General features: G+C 34.4%; 22 protein-coding genes. 19 read left to right on the forward strand and 3 right to left on the reverse strand.

All coding sequences use genetic code 11. The features are described 5' to 3' along the window. The first annotated feature begins 87 nt into the window (after positions 1-87). The 6 genes from CVU84_09070 to CVU84_09095 all read left to right on the forward strand — a co-directional run bounded on the left by CVU84_09070 (position 88) and on the right by CVU84_09095 (position 6,109). On the forward strand, positions 88-327 hold the full coding sequence (locus CVU84_09070) for a DUF2164 domain-containing protein (protein PKM94658.1): 240 nt from the start codon (positions 88-90) through the stop codon (positions 325-327). A 657-nt stretch (positions 328-984) separates the two neighbouring features. Continuing rightward, the gene (locus CVU84_09075) at positions 985-1,578 is read left to right on the forward strand and encodes a 50S ribosomal protein L25 (GenBank protein PKM94659.1); all 594 of its coding nucleotides are present in this window, start codon (positions 985-987) and stop codon (positions 1,576-1,578) included. Between the two features lie 196 nt (positions 1,579-1,774). Next, on the forward strand, positions 1,775-2,818 hold the full coding sequence (locus tag CVU84_09080; GenBank protein PKM94660.1) for a nucleotidyltransferase: 1,044 nt from the start codon (positions 1,775-1,777) through the stop codon (positions 2,816-2,818). 149 nt (positions 2,819-2,967) lie between these two features. Then, positions 2,968-4,053 (forward strand): glycosyl transferase family 1, encoded by a 1,086-nt coding sequence (locus tag CVU84_09085; protein ID PKM94782.1) that lies wholly within the window; start codon positions 2,968-2,970, stop codon positions 4,051-4,053. Beyond that, on the forward strand, positions 4,053-5,099 hold the full coding sequence (locus CVU84_09090; protein PKM94661.1) for a glycosyltransferase: 1,047 nt from the start codon (positions 4,053-4,055) through the stop codon (positions 5,097-5,099). Before CVU84_09085 ends, CVU84_09090 begins: the two co-directional genes overlap by 1 nt. Then, positions 5,030-6,109 carry a glycosidase gene (locus CVU84_09095; protein PKM94662.1) on the forward strand — a complete coding sequence of 360 codons (1,080 nt, stop codon included), beginning with the start codon at positions 5,030-5,032 and terminating at the stop codon, positions 6,107-6,109. Before CVU84_09090 ends, CVU84_09095 begins: the two co-directional genes overlap by 70 nt. 453 nt (positions 6,110-6,562) lie before the next feature. On the opposite strand, the gene CVU84_09100 is transcribed toward CVU84_09095, so the two are convergent. Together CVU84_09100 and CVU84_09105 are read right to left on the reverse strand one after the other, a co-directional pair. After that, complete coding sequence (locus CVU84_09100) at positions 6,563-6,760, reverse strand: hypothetical protein (protein ID PKM94663.1); 198 nt, start codon at positions 6,758-6,760, stop codon at positions 6,563-6,565. A 21-nt stretch (positions 6,761-6,781) separates the two neighbouring features. Further along, positions 6,782-8,236 (reverse strand): hypothetical protein, encoded by a 1,455-nt coding sequence (locus CVU84_09105; protein PKM94664.1) that lies wholly within the window; start codon positions 8,234-8,236, stop codon positions 6,782-6,784. Positions 8,237-8,542: 306 nt separating this feature from the next. Here CVU84_09105 and CVU84_09110 point away from each other — a divergent pair, with 306 nt between their 5' ends. Next, the gene (locus CVU84_09110) at positions 8,543-9,361 is read left to right on the forward strand and encodes an undecaprenyl-diphosphatase (protein PKM94665.1); all 819 of its coding nucleotides are present in this window, start codon (positions 8,543-8,545) and stop codon (positions 9,359-9,361) included. A gap of 133 nt (positions 9,362-9,494) precedes the next feature. On the opposite strand, the gene CVU84_09115 is transcribed toward CVU84_09110, so the two are convergent. Further along, entirely contained in the window at positions 9,495-10,169 is a 675-nt protein-coding gene (locus CVU84_09115; protein ID PKM94666.1) for a hypothetical protein, read from the reverse strand. A 691-nt stretch (positions 10,170-10,860) separates the two neighbouring features. Between CVU84_09115 and nifH the strand changes: the two genes are divergently transcribed. The 12 genes from nifH to aksA all read left to right on the forward strand — a co-directional run bounded on the left by nifH (position 10,861) and on the right by aksA (position 22,709). After that, positions 10,861-11,679: a nitrogenase iron protein gene (gene nifH, locus CVU84_09120; GenBank protein PKM94667.1), complete on the forward strand. Its 819-nt coding sequence runs from the start codon at positions 10,861-10,863 to the stop codon at positions 11,677-11,679. A gap of 268 nt (positions 11,680-11,947) precedes the next feature. After that, positions 11,948-12,274, forward strand: coding sequence for a P-II family nitrogen regulator (locus tag CVU84_09125; protein ID PKM94668.1), 327 nt, complete (start codon positions 11,948-11,950; stop codon positions 12,272-12,274). Positions 12,275-12,305: 31 nt separating this feature from the next. After that, complete coding sequence (locus CVU84_09130) at positions 12,306-12,689, forward strand: P-II family nitrogen regulator (protein ID PKM94669.1); 384 nt, start codon at positions 12,306-12,308, stop codon at positions 12,687-12,689. Positions 12,690-12,756: 67 nt separating this feature from the next. Continuing rightward, complete coding sequence (nifD, locus tag CVU84_09135; protein PKM94670.1) at positions 12,757-14,367, forward strand: nitrogenase molybdenum-iron protein alpha chain; 1,611 nt, start codon at positions 12,757-12,759, stop codon at positions 14,365-14,367. Further along, positions 14,361-15,728 carry a nitrogenase molybdenum-iron protein subunit beta gene (nifK, locus tag CVU84_09140; GenBank protein ID PKM94671.1) on the forward strand — a complete coding sequence of 456 codons (1,368 nt, stop codon included), beginning with the start codon at positions 14,361-14,363 and terminating at the stop codon, positions 15,726-15,728. Before nifD ends, nifK begins: the two co-directional genes overlap by 7 nt. A gap of 204 nt (positions 15,729-15,932) precedes the next feature. Beyond that, entirely contained in the window at positions 15,933-17,228 is a 1,296-nt protein-coding gene (locus CVU84_09145) for a nitrogenase iron-molybdenum cofactor biosynthesis protein NifE (protein PKM94783.1), read from the forward strand. Positions 17,229-17,287: 59 nt separating this feature from the next. Then, the gene (locus tag CVU84_09150; GenBank protein ID PKM94672.1) at positions 17,288-18,676 is read left to right on the forward strand and encodes a nitrogenase; all 1,389 of its coding nucleotides are present in this window, start codon (positions 17,288-17,290) and stop codon (positions 18,674-18,676) included. Between the two features lie 16 nt (positions 18,677-18,692). After that, positions 18,693-19,571 (forward strand): hypothetical protein, encoded by an 879-nt coding sequence (locus CVU84_09155; protein PKM94673.1) that lies wholly within the window; start codon positions 18,693-18,695, stop codon positions 19,569-19,571. Positions 19,572-19,624: 53 nt separating this feature from the next. Further along, complete coding sequence (locus CVU84_09160) at positions 19,625-19,930, forward strand: 2Fe-2S ferredoxin (GenBank protein PKM94674.1); 306 nt, start codon at positions 19,625-19,627, stop codon at positions 19,928-19,930. 29 nt (positions 19,931-19,959) lie between these two features. Further along, positions 19,960-20,769, forward strand: a complete 810-nt coding sequence (gene modA, locus CVU84_09165) for a molybdate ABC transporter substrate-binding protein (protein PKM94675.1) — start codon at positions 19,960-19,962, stop codon at positions 20,767-20,769. A gap of 22 nt (positions 20,770-20,791) precedes the next feature. Further along, complete coding sequence (locus CVU84_09170; GenBank protein PKM94676.1) at positions 20,792-21,637, forward strand: hypothetical protein; 846 nt, start codon at positions 20,792-20,794, stop codon at positions 21,635-21,637. Between the two features lie 19 nt (positions 21,638-21,656). Next, positions 21,657-22,709, forward strand: coding sequence for a homoaconitate hydratase (aksA, locus tag CVU84_09175; protein PKM94677.1), 1,053 nt, complete (start codon positions 21,657-21,659; stop codon positions 22,707-22,709). The last annotated feature ends 86 nt before the right edge of the window (positions 22,710-22,795 follow it).

The following is a 22,795-nucleotide window of genomic DNA, read 5'->3' on the forward strand; positions in this document are numbered from 1 at the left end:
AAATTGTACCAATACATTATATGTGAGTTATAATATTAGGTGACGGAGAATAGGAAAGAATAATCACATTATACGAGGAGATTAAATATGAGAAAAGCTGGGATAAGTACAATTGAACTTACGAAAGAACAAAAGAAACAAGCATCGCAAGAAATCATAGAATACTTTGCTCGGGAGAGAGAAGAATCGATTGGAGATTTGGCAGGAGAGCTTATTTTGGATTTCATAACAAACAAAATCGGTCCATATTTTTATAATCAGGCAATTGTTGATGTACAAAAATACATGAGTGAAAAAATTGAAGATATGTATGGGCTTATGCACTAAGCTTTTGAATAAATCTTTTCCTTTACATAGATACTAAAGAGAACTATAAACCATTTAGTAGAAAGGAAAAGAAATATGGATAACAACAAAAATAGAATGAGAGATAGAGAAAAAAGCACTCCTGATTTAAGAAAGATGCAGCCAAAAGACAATGAAGATGTTGGGATTATTGATGGTCAGAAAATTGAGGTACATGAAAGCAAGCATGAAAAATAGTTACATGTTCAAAGGTTATCAATGAAAAGATAGCCTTTTATCTTTATAATATGACATACTGTTGTCAAGGAGCAGGTGTTATATTACTGAAATTATGATTAAAGTGAATTTTTTGACGCTAAATACTCATTAGGAATTATTGCGCGACAAAAGCATTTGTTCCGATGCAAAAAATTGAATTTTCAGAATTACATTGACGTTACATATATATAAAGGTATAATTATAGTATTAGCACTCGGATGTGGCGAGTGCTAATACTATAATTGATTAGACATTATCTCAAGGATTTATCCATTTCTTGAATATTTTCAAATACATTAACAAAGGATATTATTACCACAATGAACAAGCTGAACTAGCAGAGATTATTGAAAAGTTTGAATGAGCTTAAGTAATCTTTTGCATAATGATGAATGGCTATATGCCAATATAGGAGAAATATGGAAGAGATTATTTTAGAAGCAGTAGAAAGAACGAAACAACCAGGAAAATTCAGAGAAGCTGGTTTTGTACCGGGTGTAATTTACGGAGATAGTGTTGCTGGAGCAACTTCTGTAAAATTTAATGCAATTGCCTTAAGAAAGATAATTAACAAACATGGCTCTAACGCTAAAATATGGATTAAGTTTAATGACAGTAAGAAATTTGGATTTATTAAAGAGGTACAACAAAATCCGATCTCAAGGAATATTACTCATTTAGATGTTCAAATGGTTTCAAAAGAGCATGAAATAAAAATGCAAATCCCTATTATATTTAATGGTGATGAAGCGTTAAAAACGAGACAACTACAGCTACAAATATACAAATCTGAAATATCAGTTTTTGGGAAGATGGCTTTAATGCCCGATTCATTGACTGTCGATGTATCAGATATGCAATTAGGTGATTCCATCACTTTAAATAATTTTACTTTGGATGAAAAGTTGAAAGTGAATGAAATGGAAGATGTAATCTTAGGAATGATAATTCATTTAAAGAATCAAGCAGCAGAAGTTGAAGATGAAGCTGAAGTTGAAGCTGAAACTAAGTAAGAAATTCTACATTATATCTGTCTATTAACATGAAATATAAATTCAAACTGAACTGGGACTTTGTTTTAGGTCACAGTTCATATTTGAACTTTCTTTATCGACAACCATATCTTAAACACCTCAATTAACTTATCTTAAACTCAAATCAAATTTACGACTCTTGATTAACCTGCCTAGAAAATTACGGAGGAAAAAAATGAAAGCACTATTTCTTGCCGGAGGGATGGGCACTAGACTTCAACCTCTAACGGATAAGCTGCCCAAACCGATGGTTCCTATTATGAATAAACCATTACTTGAAAGAACTATGCTCAACCTTAAAAAGTGCGGCATATCGGATATTATAATAAGCACTTGCTATCAACCCGAATACATTGAACACTATTTCGGAAATGGAAGTAGTTTGAATTTAAACATAGAATATATAGTAGAAGATAGTCCAATGGGTACTGGTGGAGCTGTTAAAATGGCAGAAGATAAATTCGATGATTCTTTTGTTGTGTTTAACTCAGATATACTAAGTGATATTGACTTAAGCAAAATGATCGATTTCCATAAATCAAAACAAGCAATTGCCACAATAGCAGTAACTGAAGTTCAGGATCCTTCGATGTATGGCGTCATTGAATGTGATTCAAGTGGATATGCGACTTCGTTTAAAGAAAAGCCAAAACAAGGGGAAACATCGTCAACATCCATAAATGCTGGTATTTACATATTTGAGCCAGAAATCTTCGAAGAGATTGCATTCGATAAGTTAGTATCTATTGAAAGAGAAACTTTCCCCAAATTACTTGAAAAAGATAAAAAAATTGGGGTTTATCATAGTGGTAGTTATTGGATGGATATTGGCACAATTGCAAAATATATGCAGACGCATATAGACATATTGGATGGAAAATGCAAGCTTGTTGATTGTGAATTAAATAGTGACAAAATTAGCTTTGGTGAAAATGTTCAAGTCCATCCGAATTCTAAAATTATTGGTCCGGCATATATCGGAGATAACGTTATAATTGGAGAAGAAGTTGTCATAAAACATTCTGTAATAGGTAATAACGTTTCCATTGAGGCTAAAAGTAGGATTACTGGAAGTATTCTTTGGGATGGCGTCATTATAAACAAAAATGTGAGATTAATGAACACCATAGTTACATCAAACAGTTGTGTAGATAAGGACATAAATCTTTTGAACACAGTATATGATAGTGAAATTACCCAGCTATATGAAATTATCTAACGTAGTAACAGATTTTTAACAGATTGAAAATATGAAAGGATGTTGTTAATTTGAAACAAGCGAAAGCATATAAAAACATAGCATTTTTAAGCACGTATCCACCTAGAGAATGTGGAATAGCTACATTTACAGAGGATCTCATTACCACCATGGATCATATTGGGAAATTAAATACACATGTCATTGCTATTAGTAATTCTGAGAAGTGTTCTTACGGTAGTAAGGTTATGGCAGAAATTAGGCAAAATGAACAAAATGATTATATTGAAATGGCAAAGCAGTTGAATGCTTCAAATATTGAATTGCTTGTCATTGAGCATGAATATGGGATTTTTGGTGGCGATCATGGAGATTATATCCTTGACTTAGTGAACAATTTAGAAATACCAGTTGTGACTACTCTCCATACGATATTATCAAAACCTACGCCTAAACAAAAGCATATCATTCATGAGCTTGGAAAAAAGAGCGAGAAAATAATAACGATGGCTCAAAATACCAAACGAATACTTCAAGCTGATTATGGTGTTAAAGCAGAAAAAATCGAAGTCATTCATCATGGAGTTCCCAAAAAACCGCTACAATTAAGGGAAACGGTAAAGAAGAAACTTGGATATGAAAATAGACAAATTATATGTACCTTTGGTTTAATTGGACCGGGAAAAGGTATAGAACATGGTATTGAAGCTATAGCTAAGGTAATCAATAGTAGTTCTACTAGAGACAATAGTGATGTACTGTATCTTATTCTGGGACAGACGCATCCGTCATTGAAAGAAAAAGGAATGGCTTATAGAAATAAGTTAGAAGATCTTGTAAATGAGCTTGGCATAAGTGAAAATGTTAAATTTATTAACAAATACCTTACAAAAGACGAAATAATACTGCACTTGTTGTTAACGGATATTTATATGACGCCGTATCTGGCTAAGGATCAGGCAGTGAGTGGAACATTGGCTTATGCAGTAGGTTATGGCAAGGCAATCGTTTCGACGCCTTACCTATATGCAGAGGAAATGCTTGCAGAAGAAAGAGGATTACTTGCTGAATTCAACAATCCTGACTCATTGGCTACTTGTATAAAACAAATTTTAGAAGAGCCTATTAGAAAATCAAAAATGGAAAGAAATACTGCTAAGATTGGACGAACAATGTATTGGGATAAGGTTGCATTACGATATACAAATGTATTATTAGGTATTATGACAGCAACCACCGAAATTGGGGTAGTGTAATGGAACTAAAGAGCAGTGATGCATTATTTGAAAATTATCTAGCAGACATAACTGATGATGTGGGTATATTCCAACACAGCATTTACGGTATCCCAGACTTAAGTAAAGGGTATACGACTGACGATAATTCAAGAGCATTGATATTAGCAGTATTGCTTTTTGAACGATTTAAGAAAAGAAAACATTTAAAACTTATATATAAATACCTGGCTTTTCTGCTTTATGCTCAAAATGATAATGGAAAGTTTAAAAATTTCATGAATTATAACAGAGAGTTTTTAGAAGAAGAGGGGTCCGAAGATTGCTTTGGAAGATGTCTTTGGGCTATAGGACGTACAATTTCAAGTGATGCTATTCCGGAAAATATGAAAAGAAGTTGTTGGCATATTGTTAATAAAGCCTTAGAACAGTGGCCAACACTTAATTCGCCAAGGGCAAAAGCCTACTCTATAGTTGGATTAAGCTATTTGACACAGAGACCAGAAGTGATTAAACATATTGAGGATTTATCAATGTCCTTAGTAAAGCAATATTCAAAGTTCAAGGATGGCGATTGGCATTGGTTTGAAGACTCTATGACTTATGGAAACGCTTTTTTCCCGTGGTCTCTATTTAAAGCATATCATATTCTGGGAACAGATATTATGCGTGAAACGGCTATTGAAAGTATGGATTTTCTTGGTAGCATAACCTTAAAGGAAGCCTATTTTAAACCGATCGGATGTAATGGTTGGTTAATGAAAGGTGAAGCACCAGCAGCGTATGATGAACAACCCTTAGAGGCATGCGAGACACTACTTGCGTATCTAGATTATTATGAAATGACTTCAGATAAAAAGTATCTTGAGAGTGCAGAAAAATGTTTTAATTGGTACAAAGGTCAAAATTCAAAGGGACTATCTTTAATTGATGAAGATACCGGAGCTTGTTATGACGGTCTAAATGAAAATGGCTTGAATTTAAATCAAGGCTCAGAATGTGTAGTATCATATGGTATAGCGTTTATGGAAATATCAAAACATTTAAAAGTCCAAACTATTCTTTAATAGTTTGGATTTTAACTCGATTAGAAAGGAATTCTATAATGATAAAATTTACTAAACTAGGTGTTGTGATGAGACCATTTAAGGATCAATTTGGAAGCTTTGCTAGATTCAATCCTGGCATACAATTGAAGGACGGAATTGTACATATGTTATATAGAGCGACAAATAGTGATATTAAAGATAAAGAAAAATATATATCTTACATTGGTTATGCGAAGTTAGATACAAAAACCAATATTTTATATGACTCAAATGATAAGGTGATTTATCCAACACTACCTGAGGAGATTAAAGGTTGTGAAGATCCGAGAATTGTTGAATTTGAGGGTTGTTTTTACATTTTTTATACTGCCTATGATGGAATCACAGCTAGAGTGGCTATAGCTAAAACAGAGGATTTCATTAAATATGATAAACTGGGCGTAATAAAACATTTTAGTTGGGATAAAGACGCGTTTATTTTTCCTGAAAGAATTAATGGAATGATTGGATATTTGCACAGAATTTCGCCGAATATTCAGTTAGACTATTTTGAAAGTTTTGATGAACTTCTTTCTATAAATTCATGGGAAGATTATGAAAATAAGATTGAAACATCAACAATTATGAAAAGCGAGTATTTCTGGGAGAATCAAAAAATTGGCGGCAGCGTGCCACCAATTAAAACAGCAAAGGGATGGCTATTATTATATCATGCAGTTGATGATCAGTTTGTATATCGCGGTAGTGTAGCGCTTCTTGATTTAGAGAATCCTTCAAATGTAATTGCTCGCATACCTTACCCTCTTCTTGAGCCGGTGGAAGAATATGAACTATTCGGTGATGTCAATAATGTAGTCTTTCCCGAAGGTGCTTATATCCATGAAGGAGAATTGTATATATATTATGGTGCAGCTGATAAGTATATAGCCGTTGCTAAAATAGAAGTTGATTTACTACTTGCGGAACTAACCAAGTATCCTGTAAATTATAAGCTAGTTAAGCTACAATCATTGCCAAAGGATATTTAGGATTGGTTGATTATTATCGTATTAAATAGTAGATTTAAGTTTATTGCATAGACTGAATTAATCAAGGTAAAAATAAGTAGTGATAATAATACATTGCAAATTTGCGTAATTAATGGAGGTCTAAATATGAATTTATTGAAATGGGTAGGTGGAATTGTTGTAGGTTTTTGGATATTAGGGTTGGTATTTAGGATCGGTGGAGGGCTTATTCATTTATTACTTATTGTAGCGGCAATTGTGTTTATAGTAGATTTTATTAAAAGAAAAGTTTCTTCATAAAACTTGATGCAAACGTAGATTTTAGTGGTAGTCAGATTATAGGGGAGAAAGGTATTAGTAAATACTTTTCTCCCCTTCAAATATATTATATGTAATTTTTAACAAAAAAAACTTAAACCTTTTTATCGATTTAAGTATGGCAGAATATATGTAGTTATAGTGATATTTGAAAACTCACTTGCTATTGCTAGCTCCATCATATGCCTCATTGCGGTCATCTGAAAATAGACAGCTGCATCTACAAACATTTTCATTGGTTTGACCATTGCTTGCTCCATCAAAAGTACTGTTTTGATCATCAAATTGACTGCACTTACAATTACAAGTTGCTCTTACTGCATCTGATTCAAAATTACCCTTAACTTCCTTCATCTTATTTCACCTCCTTATTGATTAATAAATAGTTGCATTATCCCATTCTTGTATTTTCTCAGGGTATGTTTTTGATATACTGATATAATCAGCGATTTTTTGGTTGAAGGAACGTCTTACCTTTTCGCAATTAATTCTTTTCTTATCTTGGTTAAACAAACCATTTTCATAAGCATGAAGATAACACAAGGTACAATTAGAAATGGCAACACAAGACTGACAATCCTCGAAGGATTTTTCTGCATATTCCGCTATCACATTCTGAATATTTAAAAGATCAATTCCTGTGAGAGCATGACCAATATTTGGGCAACCATGAACGCGTTCACATATTTTGTAATGTCCCTCGACTGATACATAGAGTTTTTGAACTGCGGGTACACAACATCCATTAGGATAAAAACTATTCCTATGACCTGAAAAGGTAGGTCGTTGGTGAAAAAACAAGTATGATTTATCAAACATATTTTCGAGCAATGTGTTTTTTTTCTCGATTCTGATTTCTGATAACCATTCATCGTAAAGGCTCATGTCAATTCCTTTATGAGGAGGTTCCTCAAAAATGAAATGTTCAGGAGCATCTACAAGGGAAGTTTGCGCACGAATGTTTCTTGGTAGCCAAGACTCTTGGTCCCAAAGCTGATGAAGCTGGCTCAACCAACTCAAGGAAGGAATAACCATATTGAGACCAATTAAGTTGTGTCTTTCGGAGGGATATATATCTAATAAGGTTTTCAGTCCATTAATCGTAGTCTCATAGCTACCTGTCCCATTAGGATATTGGCGAAAACGATCATGCATATCCTTTGGACCATCAAGACTTACTAAAACGTTAAATGAATGGTCATTTAAAAATTGAGCTATTTCAAAATTAATGAGTGTTGCATTGGTAGTAATAGAAAAGCTTATAGGACGAAGGGAATGTGTTTTAGCAAAAAATACTGCATACTTTATTTTTTCAAAAGCTAATAAAGGTTCACCACCATAAAATCCAATAGATATACGTTCGCTTTCTTGACTACATTGGATGGCTTCTAGGATTGCCTTTTCAAGAATGACAGTGGACATTTCCAAATTGCCATGGGTACGATGGTCGCTGTAACCACCACCAAACGCACAATATTTACATCTTAAGTTACACTTGTCGGTTATTTCAACTAGAGTTTTTGCTCTTTTGCTGTTGATTAGCGTTATGATTTCAGGCCAAGATGCATGAAATGACAAGTATTGTGGAGGATTACATGAAAATAAGCCCCGTTCAATCATTGTCTTAATTTCAGATACAATTTCCGAGAATTGAAGCTGGAGATCGGTAAGACTAGTTCCACTTAGCCATCGGCTGAAAACCTCGCTTTCTGACTCGGATATTTCAAACAAACGATTCGTGTGGTGATCGAGCACATAGTGGCCATCAGGAGTATTGTAAAGTGCAATATATGGTGGAGCTGAAATGAAATCGAACATGTCATTGATCATAGCTGAATTTGCCTCCCAATAGAGTTGACTGTAGAAAAAAGAGTAAGGGGGAACGATTATTTAAAAAACAGTATAATACTGCTATATATTACCACTAAATCGATTGTTTTTCAATATATCAACGAAATAAATTCGTATATTTTTGATAACTATGATAGTGAGGATTTTCTATAAAGGAGAACATATAGATGTTTTTTGCTTTCTGTGATAAAATAACTTAAAGGGAATAATGAAATAGTTGAGATTGTTCAACTCCTAAGTTTAGATGTGAGGATAAGTAAGAACATAAAATGGAGGAATTTTTAAATGCAATTTATCGAAATTATTAAGGCGATTATTTTAGGTATTGTTGAAGGTCTTACGGAGTGGATACCTATCAGTAGTACAGGACATATGATTTTAGTGGATGAGTTTTTACAGCTCAACATGAGTGATGCTTTTAAAGAAATGTTTTTTGTAGTGATACAACTAGGTGCAATCATGGCGGTTGTGGTGTTGTATTGGAAGAAGCTAATGCCCTTTCAATTCAAAGAGAAGTTAATTGTAAAAAAAGATACGATGTCAATGTGGTTTAAAATTATTACGGCTTGTTTACCAGCAGCAGTAATTGGTCTTCTATTTAATGATAAAATTGATGAACTATTTTACAACTATTTGACTGTTGCAATTACTTTGATCGTGTATGGAATTCTATTTATTGTAATTGAGAGTAAGAATAGAAAGCCCTGGATAAATGAGCTTTCTCAAATTACGTATAGAACCGCAATATTAATTGGTGTATTTCAAGTACTGGCGTTGATTCCTGGTACATCTAGATCAGGAGCGACGATACTTGGTGCAATATTAATAGGAACATCACGAACAGTTGCTGCAGAATTTACCTTTTTCTTAGCTATTCCAGTTATGTTTGGAGCGAGTTTGGTAAAAATATTGAAATTTGGTTTGGTATTTACCGGAGATGAACTTATTATATTATCGACTGGGATGCTGGTTGCCTTTGTAGTTTCAATATTAGCGATTAAATTCTTGATGGGATATATTAAGAAACATGATTTCAAGGCATTTGGATGGTATAGAATTGTTTTAGGTGTGATTGTTATTGCGTACTTCTTAACGATGGGTTAGATAGGAAAAAATAGATTACATACTATTTGTATTTGAAAAAGAAAGAGGATGTTCTTTATTGCACATCGCATTTGCGGTCATGTATAAAGAACGTCCCTTTATTTTTAATTAATGTTTGTATGAGCCGATATTTTTATTTTATTTCAATGCCACCACAGATGAGGAAACATTTGATAGTAACTACCTTGGCTGATGGATTAGGAGTTACATTTGACCTGCGTTTATTATCCCAACCACCAAGTAATGGCAAGCCTTTCATTTCTACTCGCCATTCATCTGGCACTTTGAAGGTAATGCCTCCGAAGGCTGTAAAGGCGTCAATCACAATAGGTTCATTAGTTGTTATAACTGAATTTCTTAGGTCAACATCCATACCACCAAAGATTGCTGTTACTTCTCCGCCTCTAAAATCTTGAGAGGTATTAATGATATTTGCGCCTGAAAAAATCACAGTATTATTAAGTGTATCGAAGTTGAAGGCTTGTTTTCTTTTTGGAAATATAAACCAAATTCCTACTAAAATGATGATGGTAGGCCATATGAATTCCCATATATTCACTCCTTCAAAGAACCATCCAAGTATTTTTAATTGATAAAACACCCCGATTATGATAGCCATCAAGCCAAAGGAGTTACGCGTTGATCGATCCAATAAGGTATAAAGGCCAAAGATAATAAGGAGTATTGGCCAATAGGTTTCAAAGATATTTTCATCTAATATACCCATCGTATTCAAAAACAAACAAATACCAACTAACATAATCATGACACCTAAAAAAGAACGTTTGCTAAATTTATATTTTTCCATTTTTCATCCTCCCAAACATAATGCATTTGTCTATAACCTCATTATATACATTAATATTTTTTAAAGCATTAGAATTTGGTTAAAATTCAATCAAATATTCTTAAGGATTGAGTTCTAATTCTAGATTGCTAATAAAAAGATATATTTTGAAAAATGAATCAAAATTTTCTTGAAGCTTCAAAATTAATAAAAAAACCAATGTTCATAAAAAATAATTTTATAAAATAAAAAAATAATTGTTAGAAATTACTAACATATATCATGAAATTGATATACATTAGGCATTTTAACACGGAAAATATCCGATATATTAAAAAAATAGATAATATTATTGAGTCATAACAGTGGCGATTGGTGATATTAACCATATAAAAATATGCAAGAAAATAAAATGGAACTTGTAAAAACTTGATTTCTTTAAATTGTCATGTTATAATTTCATCAGCATCATAGATTAGATAAAGATAATGTTGTCTTTATACCATAATCGATGAGGGCATAGGAGCTCTAACAAATCTACGTACGTCAAGTATGTGAATTTGTTAGAGCTTTTTTATTGATAAGAAAGTCCTGCATAAGCAATTGGAAAAGCGGCAGATAGGTAACGCGAGTTTAACTCGGAGTAGCCGATTTTCTTATCTATCAGGAAGGTTCTAAAACCCAATTCATTGTTTGAAAGGATGGTAATTATATGAGACAAGTAGCGATTTATGGAAAAGGCGGTATTGGTAAATCAACAACAACGCAAAACCTTACAGCAGCACTAGCTGAAATGGGAAAACAGATTATGATCGTAGGTTGTGACCCTAAAGCTGACTCAACAAGACTAGTACTTGGTGGTATGCACCAAAGAACAGTTCTAGACACCTTAAGAGAAGAAGGCGAAGACATTGATCTAGATGAGATTTTAAAGATTGGATATGGAAATATACGAGCGGTTGAATCTGGTGGACCAGAACCAGGAGTTGGCTGCGCAGGAAGAGGAATCATTACATCAATTAATATGCTAGAACAACTAGGTGCTTATACAGATGATTTAGATTATGTTTTTTATGATGTACTAGGAGATGTTGTTTGTGGTGGCTTTGCAATGCCAATTAGAGAGGGGAAGGCAGAAGAGATTTATATTGTTGCTTCAGGAGAAATGATGGCAATGTACGCGGCCAATAACATCAGTAAGGGTATACAAAAATATGCAAATACAGGGGGAACAAGATTAGGTGGTATCATTTGTAACTCTAGAAAAGTGGATAATGAGCTAGAAATGCTTGAAGCATTTGCTAAAGAATTAGGTACTCAACTGATTCATTTTGTACCTCGTGATAATGTTGTACAAAGAGCGGAGATTAACAGAAAGACGGTTATAGAGTATTTGCCTGAAGAAGCTCAAGCAGATGAATATAGAACATTAGCTAGAAATATTGACAACAATCAAATGTTTGTGATACCGAAACCAATGGCTCAAGAAAGATTAGAAGAAATACTAATGGAATATGGAATGCTCGACTGATCATATAAGGTTGGACGCCCCATGAGGAGTCAGCATCCCAAGTTCCATAGGCACATAGTGCCAGTATATTTTAACATAATGAATGGGATTAAGCAATCTATACGTATATAATGCCTATCCCATATACACTAAAATCAAAGAGAATTAAAATAAATCAAGACAAAATAAATCAAAATAATATAAGACCTAACCAAAAGAAGACCTAAACAATATAAAGTATAAAGCTAAGCCATAATAAAAAATACAAACTAATATAGGAGTGAATGCCATGAAAATGATTAGAGCCATTGTTCGACCAGAAAAAGCAACAGAAATAATGAAGGAATTATCCGATGCAGGGTACCCAGCAGTAACGAAAATTGATGTTGTAGGTAGAGGTAAGCAACGTGGTGTAAAGGTTGGAGATATCCATTACGATGAAATACCAAAAGAGATTTTAATGATCGTAGTAAAAGATGATGAGGCAAAAGAAGAAGTAGTAAGCATCATCAAGAAAACAGCTAAGACAGGAAATGGAACATTTGGAGATGGTAAAATATTTGTTACTGATGTTGAAGAGGCTTATACCATTAGTACAGGTGTAAAGGAACTTTAATAAACGCAAATCAAAATAGGGAGTGAACCTTATGAAAGAAATATCAGCAATAATCAGAATGAACAAAGTGAATGATACAAAAAAGGCTCTATCAGAAGCAGGGTTTCCTGCAGTAACTTGTAGAAAGGTATCTGGTCGTGGGAAAAAAGCTGTTAATTTTGAAATCATTCAAGAATTACTTGAGGGACATGATATTCAAGCACCAGCCTTAATGGAATCTATAACGGAAGGTCATCGTTTGATTACAAAAAGAATGATTATGATGGTTGTTTTAGATGGTGAGGTAGATAGTGCGGTAAAGGCTATTATTGATGCAAATCAAACAGGTAATATGGGTGATGGTAAAATATTTATTTGCCCAATTTCAGAAACGATTAGAATTAGAACCGGTGAAACTGGTGATGAAGCAGTATAACTCAAACCATTTAGACCATCAGCTTAAGCGAAGGGTGGTCATTATGACTTAGAAAGAGGTGATAATTATGCCGCAAAATATAAATAAAGTTGTTGAGAAGGTGTTAGATTCTTATCCTGCAAAAGTTATGAAAAACAGAAAGAGTCACACCGTGATTAGAGATACAGGAAAAACCCAAGAAATTGATGCGAATACAAGAACAATACCAGGAATTATTACCAATAGGGGTTGTGCCTACGCTGGATGTAAAGGTGTTGTTATTGGGCCAATTATTGATATGCTGCATATCGTTCATGGTCCAATTGGTTGCTCTTATTACACTTGGGGAACAAGAAGAAATAAAGGAAGAACCAGAGAAGGCGGTCAAAACTTCCTAGAATATTCGTTTAGTACAGATCTAGGTGAAAGCGATATTGTTTTTGGTGGAGAAAAGAAACTTATAAAAGCTATAGATGAAGCTGTTGAATTATTTCATCCGAAAGCGATCTCCATTAGTGCAACATGTCCAGTAGGTTTGATTGGTGACGACATACATCAAATAGCAAAACAAGCTACGCAAAAATATGGTATACCTGTTTTAGCTTTTAGCTGTGAAGGTTATAAAGGTGTTAGCCAATCTGCAGGGCATCATATTGCCAACAACAAATTAATGTCAGAAGTGATTGGTAAAAATGAAACCTATGAAGCAAAGGCTTATTCAATCAATATGTTAGGTGAATATAACATAGGTGGAGATGAGTGGGAAATATCCAGAGTCATGAATAAGATTGGCTATCATGTCGTCACTTCTATGACTGGTAATTCAGTTTATGATGAAATTGCTGCAGCGCATAAGGCAGATTTAAACATTGTTCAATGTCATCGTTCTATTAATTATATTGCAGAAATGATTGAAAAAAAATATGGTTTGCCTTGGATTAAAGTGAATTTTATCGGTATTGAATCTATGAGTAAATCCTTAAGAGATATTGCGAAGTATTTTGGAGATGAAGAGCTTATAAAAAGGACAGAACAAGTTATTGCTGAGGAGATTGCTGAAATTGAACAGGATATTCTACATTATAAAAAAATGTGTGAAGGAAAGACAGCAATGTTATTTGTGGGTGGATCTCGTGCACATCATTTCCAAGGTATGTTAAAAGAATTGGGTATGGAAACAATTTTAGCTGGTTATGAATTTGGTCATAGGGATGACTATGAAGGTAGAGATGTTATACCTAATATAAAAATAGATGCAGATAGTAGAAATATCGAAGAAATACAAGTTGAGAAAGATCAAGACAATTATCAACTTCGAATTTCTGAAGAAAAATACAAACAATTACAAGAAGAAATTCCACTTGGTAAATACAAAGGTATGATCAATGAAATGGGAGATGGAACCGTTGTTATTGATGATTTGAACCATTTTGAAACAGAGCAATTTGTAAAGGCTTTGAAACCAGATATGTTTGGCTCAGGTATCAAGGATAAGTATATGGTTCAGAAAATGGGTGTTTATTCTAAGCAAATCCATTCCTATGATTATGCAGGTCCTTATGCAGGATTTAGAGGTTCGGTAAACTTTGCTAAAGATATTGCTGCAGGTATGAATACTTCTGCATGGAAGTATATCATTTCGCCTTGGAAGAAAGAACCAACTATTACAGGTAAGATGGGAGTTGATCAAGTATGTTAAATGCTACACCAAAAGAGCAAATTGAAAGAACAGGACTTACAATTAATCCGGCTAAAACTTGTCAACCTTTAGGAGCTATGTATGCAGCCTTAGGGATTAACAAGTGTTTACCACATAGCCATGGGTCACAAGGTTGTTGCTCCTTTCATAGAATGCACCTAACAAGACATTATAGGGATCCAATCATCGCATCAACAAGTTCCTTTACAGAAGGCTCTTGTGTATTCGGTGGGAAGTCAAATTTAACACAAGGTCTAACAAATATATTTAATGTTTATAATCCAGATGTTGTTGCTATCAATACTACCTGCTTGTCGGAGACAATTGGTGATGATGTAGGTGAAATTGTTAGGGATGCCAAAATTCCTGAGGGTAAAACAGTAATATATGCGAGTACCCCAAGCTATCAAGGTTCTCATATTACAGGTTTTTCTAATATGTGCAAGTCCATGGTTAGCCAATTGGCAGTTAAGGAAGAAGATAAATCAAATGGAAAAATCAACATTTTTCCTGGTTTCGTAGAACCTAGTGATATGAAAGAAATAAAACGTATCGCTAAAGAACTGAAGGTAGAATTTATTATGTATCCAGATACCAGTGAGGTTGTAAATACGCCAAATACAGGTAGATATGAAATGTATCCGAGTGGTGGTACAACAGTTGCGGATATTAAAGATTCAGGTAATTCAATTGCAACTTTAGCATTGGGTTCTTATGCCTCACAAGATGCAGCATTTACGCTTGAAAAGCAATGTGATATCAACCCATATATTTTAAAAACACCAATTGGTATTAAAGCTACAGATGCTATGATCATGAATCTATTAGAACTAACTGGAGGATCTGTTTCTAAGGAATTAGAAGTTGAAAGAGGACAGCTAGTGGATTTAATGGTTGATATACATCATCATTATCATGATAAAAAGGTAGCAATCTATGGTGATCCAGATATCATTTTAGCTTTAACTGAGTTTGTGATTGATCTTGGAATGATTCCTAAATACATCATAACTGGTACGCCAGGAAAAACTTTCGATAAGGAAATAGCTGAAGTATTAGAAACAGCTGAAATAAAGGACTGTATCGTAAAGATAGAAGGCGACTTATTTGGACTACATCAAATGATCAAAAACGAACCAGTAGATATGCTTATAGGGAATACCTATGGAAAATATATTGCAAGAGCAGAAAATATTCCCCTTGTAAGAATTGGGTTTCCAATTCTTGATAGAGTAGGTCATAGCTTCTTTCCAACTGTAGGCTACAGAGGTGCTATGAGATTGATTGAAAAAATCAGCACAGCCTTCTTAGATAAGTATGATGTTGAATGTCTTGAAGAGGATTTTGAACTTGTTATGTAAGGGTAAAAGAGAATAGATAATAAATCATTGTTAAATCTATTTCGGGTTGTTGCTGCACAGTAATAAGGGTTTATTAATGTGATGGTTTCATCCCGAGATGATTTTAAACTATAAATAAGCTTGCTCTAGACGTAAAAAAATAAAAGAATTGTGGTGATTCTGGTGGAAAAAAACAATCTATTAGAGGGTAGAAAAAAATTCATTATGCAAAAAGAAAACGAAGCACCGATGGTTATCAGCTGTGATGAAAATAGCTTATCAGGTGCAGTAAGCCAAAGAGCATGTGTTTACTGTGGTGCCAGAGTTGTCTTAAATCCTATAACAGATGCGTTACATCTTGTGCATGGTCCAATTGGTTGCGCAAGTTATACTTGGGACATTAGAGGTAGTCTTAGTAGTGATTCACAGTTGTATCGAAACAGCTTTTCCACTGATTTAAGAGAAAAAGATATTGTTTTTGGTGGAGAAAAAAAGCTAGCTTCGGCAATTGTTGAAGCTTATGAGGAGTATCATCCCAAGGTAATTTTTGTCTATGCTACTTGTGTTGTAGGGGTTATAGGTGATGATATTGATGCTGTTTGTAAAAATGCAGAGAATGAGTTAGGTATTCGTGTACTTCCTGTTAAATCACCAGGGTTTTCTGGGAACAAAAGGAGTGGGTACAAGGCTGGGTGTAATGCTATTTTGCAGTTAATGGGAGAAACAAAGGTTGCTGAAACAATACCTGATTCTATTAATTACTTAGGTGATTTTAATTTAGCCGCAGAAGCTTGGATTATTAAAAGCTATCTAAATGAGATGGGTGTTAAACTCCTTACAGTACTTACAGGTGATTCAAATTATGAAAGTCTTTTGCAAGCACCAAGAGCAGAGCTGAATATTGTCCAATGTGCGGGATCAATGACTTATTTGGCCAAGCAAATGGAAAGTGCTTATCAAATTCCGTTTGATAAAGTGCGGTTTCTTGGAGTTGATGAGACTGTAAGTGCGTTAAGGAAAATAGCCAATCTGCTAGGCAATACTGATATTATCATAAGAACAGAAAAACTTATTGAAAGAAAACTAACTGAAGTAAATGACGTATTAGATCAATATCGTAAAAAGGTGAAAGGACATAAAGCGGCTATCTACGTTGGTGGTGGATTTAAGGCAATAGCACTTATAAAGCAATTCAACAATTTAGGTATAGATACAGTTGTAATTGGTACGCAAACAGGCGATCAGGAGGAGTATGAAATGATACGAAGCTTGACCAAACAGGGTACAGTCATACTCGATGATACCAATCCAAATGAATTGCAAAAATTTATACTTGAAAAAGGTGCTGACATTCTTGTAGGTGGTGTAAAGGAAAGACCCCTTGCTTACAAACTAGGAATCGCATTTATTGACCATAATCATGAAAGAAAGCATGCATTAGCGGGTTTTGAAGGTGCAATTAATTTTGCTCAAGAAGTAGACTTAACGGTCAATAGCCCAGTGTGGGATTACTTAACCTAATGCGGAAGCTTTGTAACATTGGAAATAAATATATAAAATTTGAAAGGGGAGTAGTCCATATGGTCCAATCAAAGTCAAGAAGCTTCGTTAATTTAAATGTGAACCCTTGTAAAATGTGCATGCCAATGGGAGCATCTCTGGCTTTTGAGGGTATTGAAGACAGTATGGTACTCATTCACGGTTCTCAAGGCTGTAGTACCTATATAAGGCGCCATATTGCAACTCATTTTAATGAACCTATAGATATAGCCTCTTCTTCCTTAAGTGAGCAAGGTACTGTTTACGGAGGTGCCGCCAACCTAGTTCAAGGTCTTAAAAATGTTGCAGCAATTTATAACCCGAAGGTCATAGGTGTATTAACTACTTGCTTAGCAGAAACCATAGGTGAAGATATTACACATATCATAAAGGAAAGTGGTATTGCAAGTGAACTTAAAGGAATTGATATCATACCAGTTCCCACTCCGGGATATGCAGCAAGTGAATATAATGGATATTTTGTTGCTCTCAAAAAAATAGTAGAGTTTTATGCAAAGGAACCCAAAGTGAAAACCAAACACATTAATGTGATCGTGACTGATTTGACACCAGCAGATATCAGAGAGCTTAAAAGGATTCTAAACTTGTTTGAAGTGGAATATACCATTTTTCCGGACATATCAGAAACCTTAGATGCTCCTTATAAAAAGGGTTTTGATAGAAAAACAGAGGGAGGCACAACGAAATCACAGCTTAAAAGAATGTCAGCTGCCATTGCAACGATTGAGTTCGGTTGGATGACGCCAGTAGGCTTATCGTCAGGGCGATATTTAGAAGAAAACTTTGGTGTACCTCTTTATTCCTGTCCGTTGCCAATTGGATTGAAAGGAACAGATTTATTTCTTGAAGCTATTTCCAATATTTTCGACAAGCAAGTGCCAGAGGAGTTGAAAAAAGCTAGGGGTCGTATGCTAGATGCGATGATTGATTCTCATAAATTAAATCGTGAAGGTAGATCCGTGATTTATGGCAATCCAGAACTGATCTATGCAGTAAGCAACTTATGTATTGAAAATGGTATTGAGCCTGTTGTTATTGCCACAGGTACTGATACAAATCCATTGGAAGATCAGTTAGAAAAGCTACTTGTTAAATATCAGTATAAGCCTATCATTTTAAAGGACTGTGACTTTGAAAGTATACAAAAAAAAGCTATAGAGCAAAAGGCAAATCTATTGATTGGAAATTCAGATGGTAAATTTATGAAAGAAAAAGAAAATATTCCGTTAGTGCGAATTGGTTTTCCTATACATGACAATATTGGGGCTTCTAGACAACTTTTCATAGGATATGAAGGAAGCTTAAGATTTTTAGATCAAATAACCAATACGCTAATCGATAAGAAGCATGAGGCCTATCGTGATAAAATGTATAACAAATATTTTGTAAATGAAGGATTAATCTTGTGAAAAGGGAGGATAACCGATGTTAAAATGCAATAATAATACGCCTTTAAACAAACAATTCATGTCTTCAGAATTAAAGGAAAAAACAGCAAAGCATCCCTGCTATAATCCGGATGCAATAGATTATGCGAGGATGCATCTCCCAGTTGCACCAAAATGTAATGTGCAGTGCAATTATTGCAATAGAAAATACGATTGCCAAAATGAAAGTAGACCAGGAGTTACCAGTATGATTATGTCACCAAAGCAGTCCTTTGAACGATATAAAGAAGAAAAATTAAAGTATGATAAATTAACAGTAGTAGGTTTTGCAGGACCAGGAGATGCCATGGCAAATTTTGAGGAAGTCAAAGAGACCATTGAGCTCATTAAAGAATATGACGCTACTGCAATTTTTTGTTTATCAACCAATGGATTGGCTTTATATGAACATATTGATGAGGTGATCCAATTAGGGGTTTCGCATATCACGATTACAATCAATACTATTTATCCAGAGGTAGCTGCCCAAATATATAAATTCATTGATTTAGATGGAAAGCGTTATACGGGTATTGAAGCAGGAGAAATAATTGTAAAAAGACAGTTTGAAGCTCTAGAAAAGCTATGCCAAAACAATGTTATGGTGAAAGTAAATATTGTTTATATCAAGGGTTTAAATGATAATCATATTGATAAGGTTGTTGAAAGAGCAGCAACTTTAGGGGTAGCCATGACAAATATTATGCCACTTATACCAACAGAAAACACAGCCTTCGCAGAATTTCCTAAACCATCAGCTACAGAGCTTTTATTGGTTAGAAAAAAATGTGAAAAGTATGTAACTCAAATGTATCATTGCAAGCAGTGTCGTGCAGATGCAGTTGGAACACTATGTGGGAAAAAACAAATAGGGTAGTAATACCATGAAATATGAACTTAATAAAAAAAATTGTTTGGAGGTAATGAAAGATGGAAAAACCTAAACATCATATTTTCGTATGCACAAGTTCTAGATTAACAGGAGAAAATAAGGGTTTTTGTGTTCAACAAAAAGGAAAGGAAATTATCCAAGCCTTTGTAGAAGAGATACAGGATCGAGATTTGGACTCAGAAGTATTGGTGACGAACACTGGTTGTCTTGGACTTTGTACTATGGGCCCTGTTGTAATCATTTATCCAGACCAAATATGGTATGGAAAAGTAACAGTTCAAGATGTCGAAGAAATACTAGATGCACTAGAAGAAGGAAATCTTGTAGAACGATTATTACTATAAGGGTTATTAATTTATAAGGTGGATAAAGTATGGTATTAAAAAAAGCAAAAATAATTTTTATAGCATTAGGGTTATTACTTACTTGTATCAGCTTAATAGGTTGTTCGCAAGAGGAGAAAAAAACAAAATTAACGATCTTAGCGGCTGCGAGTCTTACAGAGGTTTATACTGAGCTAGAAAAAGGGTTTGAGGCACAATATACAGATATAGATCTTCAATTTACCTTTGCAGGAACCACAACATTATTACCTCAAATCAAAGAAGGTATAGAGGCTGATATTTTTGTATCTGCCAGTGAATCGGCTATACTTGAACTCTTAGATGAGGGATACATAAAAGAAGAAGCTGTTAAGGTATTTGCACATAATCAATTGGCATTCATGATTTACAAAGATTCAAACTTTGATGTTAAATCTATGGAAGATGTACTCCAAGAGGGCATCAAAGTTATTATTGGAGAACCCAATCTACCTGTTGGGAAATACACAGTTGAGATGTTAGACAAAATTGAGGCCGAAGGACTCTATGGAGAAAATTACAAAGAGCTTTTCATGGATCATGTAGTATCAATGGAAAATTCGGTGAAGGCTGTAGCTATAAAGGTTGAAATGGGTGAAGCAGATGTTGGGGTTGTGTATGCTACAGATTTTACGTCTTTAAATAACAAATGGGTCTATGGTATAGATATTCCAAAAGCTTATAATCCTAAAGCAACCTATGAATTGGCAACGTTAAAAAATAGCAAGAATAAAAGAATGGCCGATAAGTTTGTTGCGTATGTTCTTGGTAAAGAAGGGCAAGATTATTTGCTTAAATATGGTTTTATCTTACCCGAGTAGGGCAGTTGGGAGTTGATATGTTGTGGAAAGAAGTGGAGTTACGCTGGAGGAATCAAAATTTTTCCTTCAACCAAAAAAGGAGTTATCTTTTAAAAAATTAAACATTACTTACCTCATGTTATGGTCGGTAGTATTGGTTAATTTTATAGGTATTATAAGCGTTTTATATGCGATGATTGCAAATGTTTCCACTGAGAATCTGAATAAGCTTGTAGCAACAGGAGATACATTTTCTGCTCTTAAAACAACTTTTTTCTCCATCCTAATTTCTGTAAGTATCGTATGTATCATCGGTATTCCTGTAGCATATATGCTAGCTATCCATAAAGGTGTTTTTTATAATTTGATTGAGATCATTACCTTTATACCGCTAGTTTTACCTCCATCTGTCGCTGGTCTTGCCTTGTTAATGACATTTGGAAAGCATGGAATAATAGGCGAAAAGTTAGACCAATGGGGCATTCAATTACCCTTTACTTTTTTTGCAATTGTACTAGTTCAAGTTTTTATATGTATGCCATTTTTTATTCAAATTGTTAAAAATGGATTTGATACTGTAGAAACGGAAGTAATAGAAGCCGCAAAAGTATTTGGGGCAGGAGACGGGATTCTTTTGTGTAAGTTTTATATACCAATAAATATAAAGGCTATATTTGCAGGGATCATTCTTTGTTGCCTGAGAGCGGCAGGGGAATTTGGTGCAACAATTATGTTAGCAGGTAATATGGTTGGAAAAACGCAGACGATAACAACAAGAATTTTTTCGTTATATCAATATGATGTTATGCAAGCGGTCGCTTTGGCTGCTGTTCAGCTATTCTTATTACTAATTCCATTGCTTCTATTAAAATTGTTTTTTAAGCATTAAAAAGAAGGAGAGTGGCTTTATGTCCAGGCTTTATATTGTTGATACAACCTTAAGAGATGGGGAACAGACAGCGGGCGTTTCTTTTGCGAAAGATGAGAAACTTAAGATTGCAGTAGCACTTGCTGATTTGGGTGTAGATATTATCGAGGTAGGAATACCTGCTATGAGTGCGAGAGAAAGGGAAGTTATTCGAGAAATCAATGAACTTCACTTATCCTCTGAGTTATTGGTATGGAATAGGATGTCAATTTCTGATGTTAAACTGTCTATAGAGACAGGGGTACAGCAACTTCATATCACTGTTCCAGCATCAGATCTTCATATGCAGAAAAAGCTAGGAATTACCCGAAAAGAGCTCATAAAAAGAATGAATGAAACGATTTCCTTTGCTATAGAAAAAGGATGTAAAGTTTCAGTAGGAGCAGAGGATGCTTCGAGAACAGAGTTGAATTTTTTGATTCAACTTTATAAAGAGGCTGTTAGCCAGGGTGCTCATAGAGTACGATATGCAGATACGGTTGGTCGACTAGACCCTTTTTCTACCTATCATATTATTCGCTCTATTAAAGAAGAGATTGGTGTAGATATTGATTTTCATGGGCACAATGATCTAGGAATGGGAACTGCGAACGCGTTAGCGGCCTACAAAGGGGGAGCTGGATATATTAGTTGCAGTGTCAACGGACTAGGGGAAAGGGCAGGAAATACGCCATTAGAAGAAATTGTTACAGCAATTCGCTATGTTGAAGGTTGTGAAGAGAAAATGAAGATGAAGAAAATTATGACGGTATCTAAAATGGTTGAAAAGTATTCGGGGCGAAAGGTTCAAGATTCCAAACCTATTGTTGGCAAGGAGGTTTTCTCCCATGAAGCAGGTATTCATGTGGATGGCTTATTAAAAGACATATTAACCTATGAAGAAATCTCTCCTGAGATATTTGGAAGACATAGAAAAATTGTTTTAGGTAAGCATTCGGGAAAACACGCGATTAAGCATGACTATCAGAAAAGAGGTATTGTCATTTCTGATGCAGAGGTTGAACAAATATTAAAGGAACTACGACAAGGTTAGAGGATAAAAATTTGAATAGTGCGCGTACTGAATTCTAGGAGTTCATACCATTCATAATATAATGCCCGACAGTTGCTGAATGTCGG

It is taken from the genome of Firmicutes bacterium HGW-Firmicutes-1 (assembly GCA_002841625.1).
Classification (GTDB): Bacteria; Bacillota; Clostridia; order Lachnospirales; family Vallitaleaceae; genus HGW-1.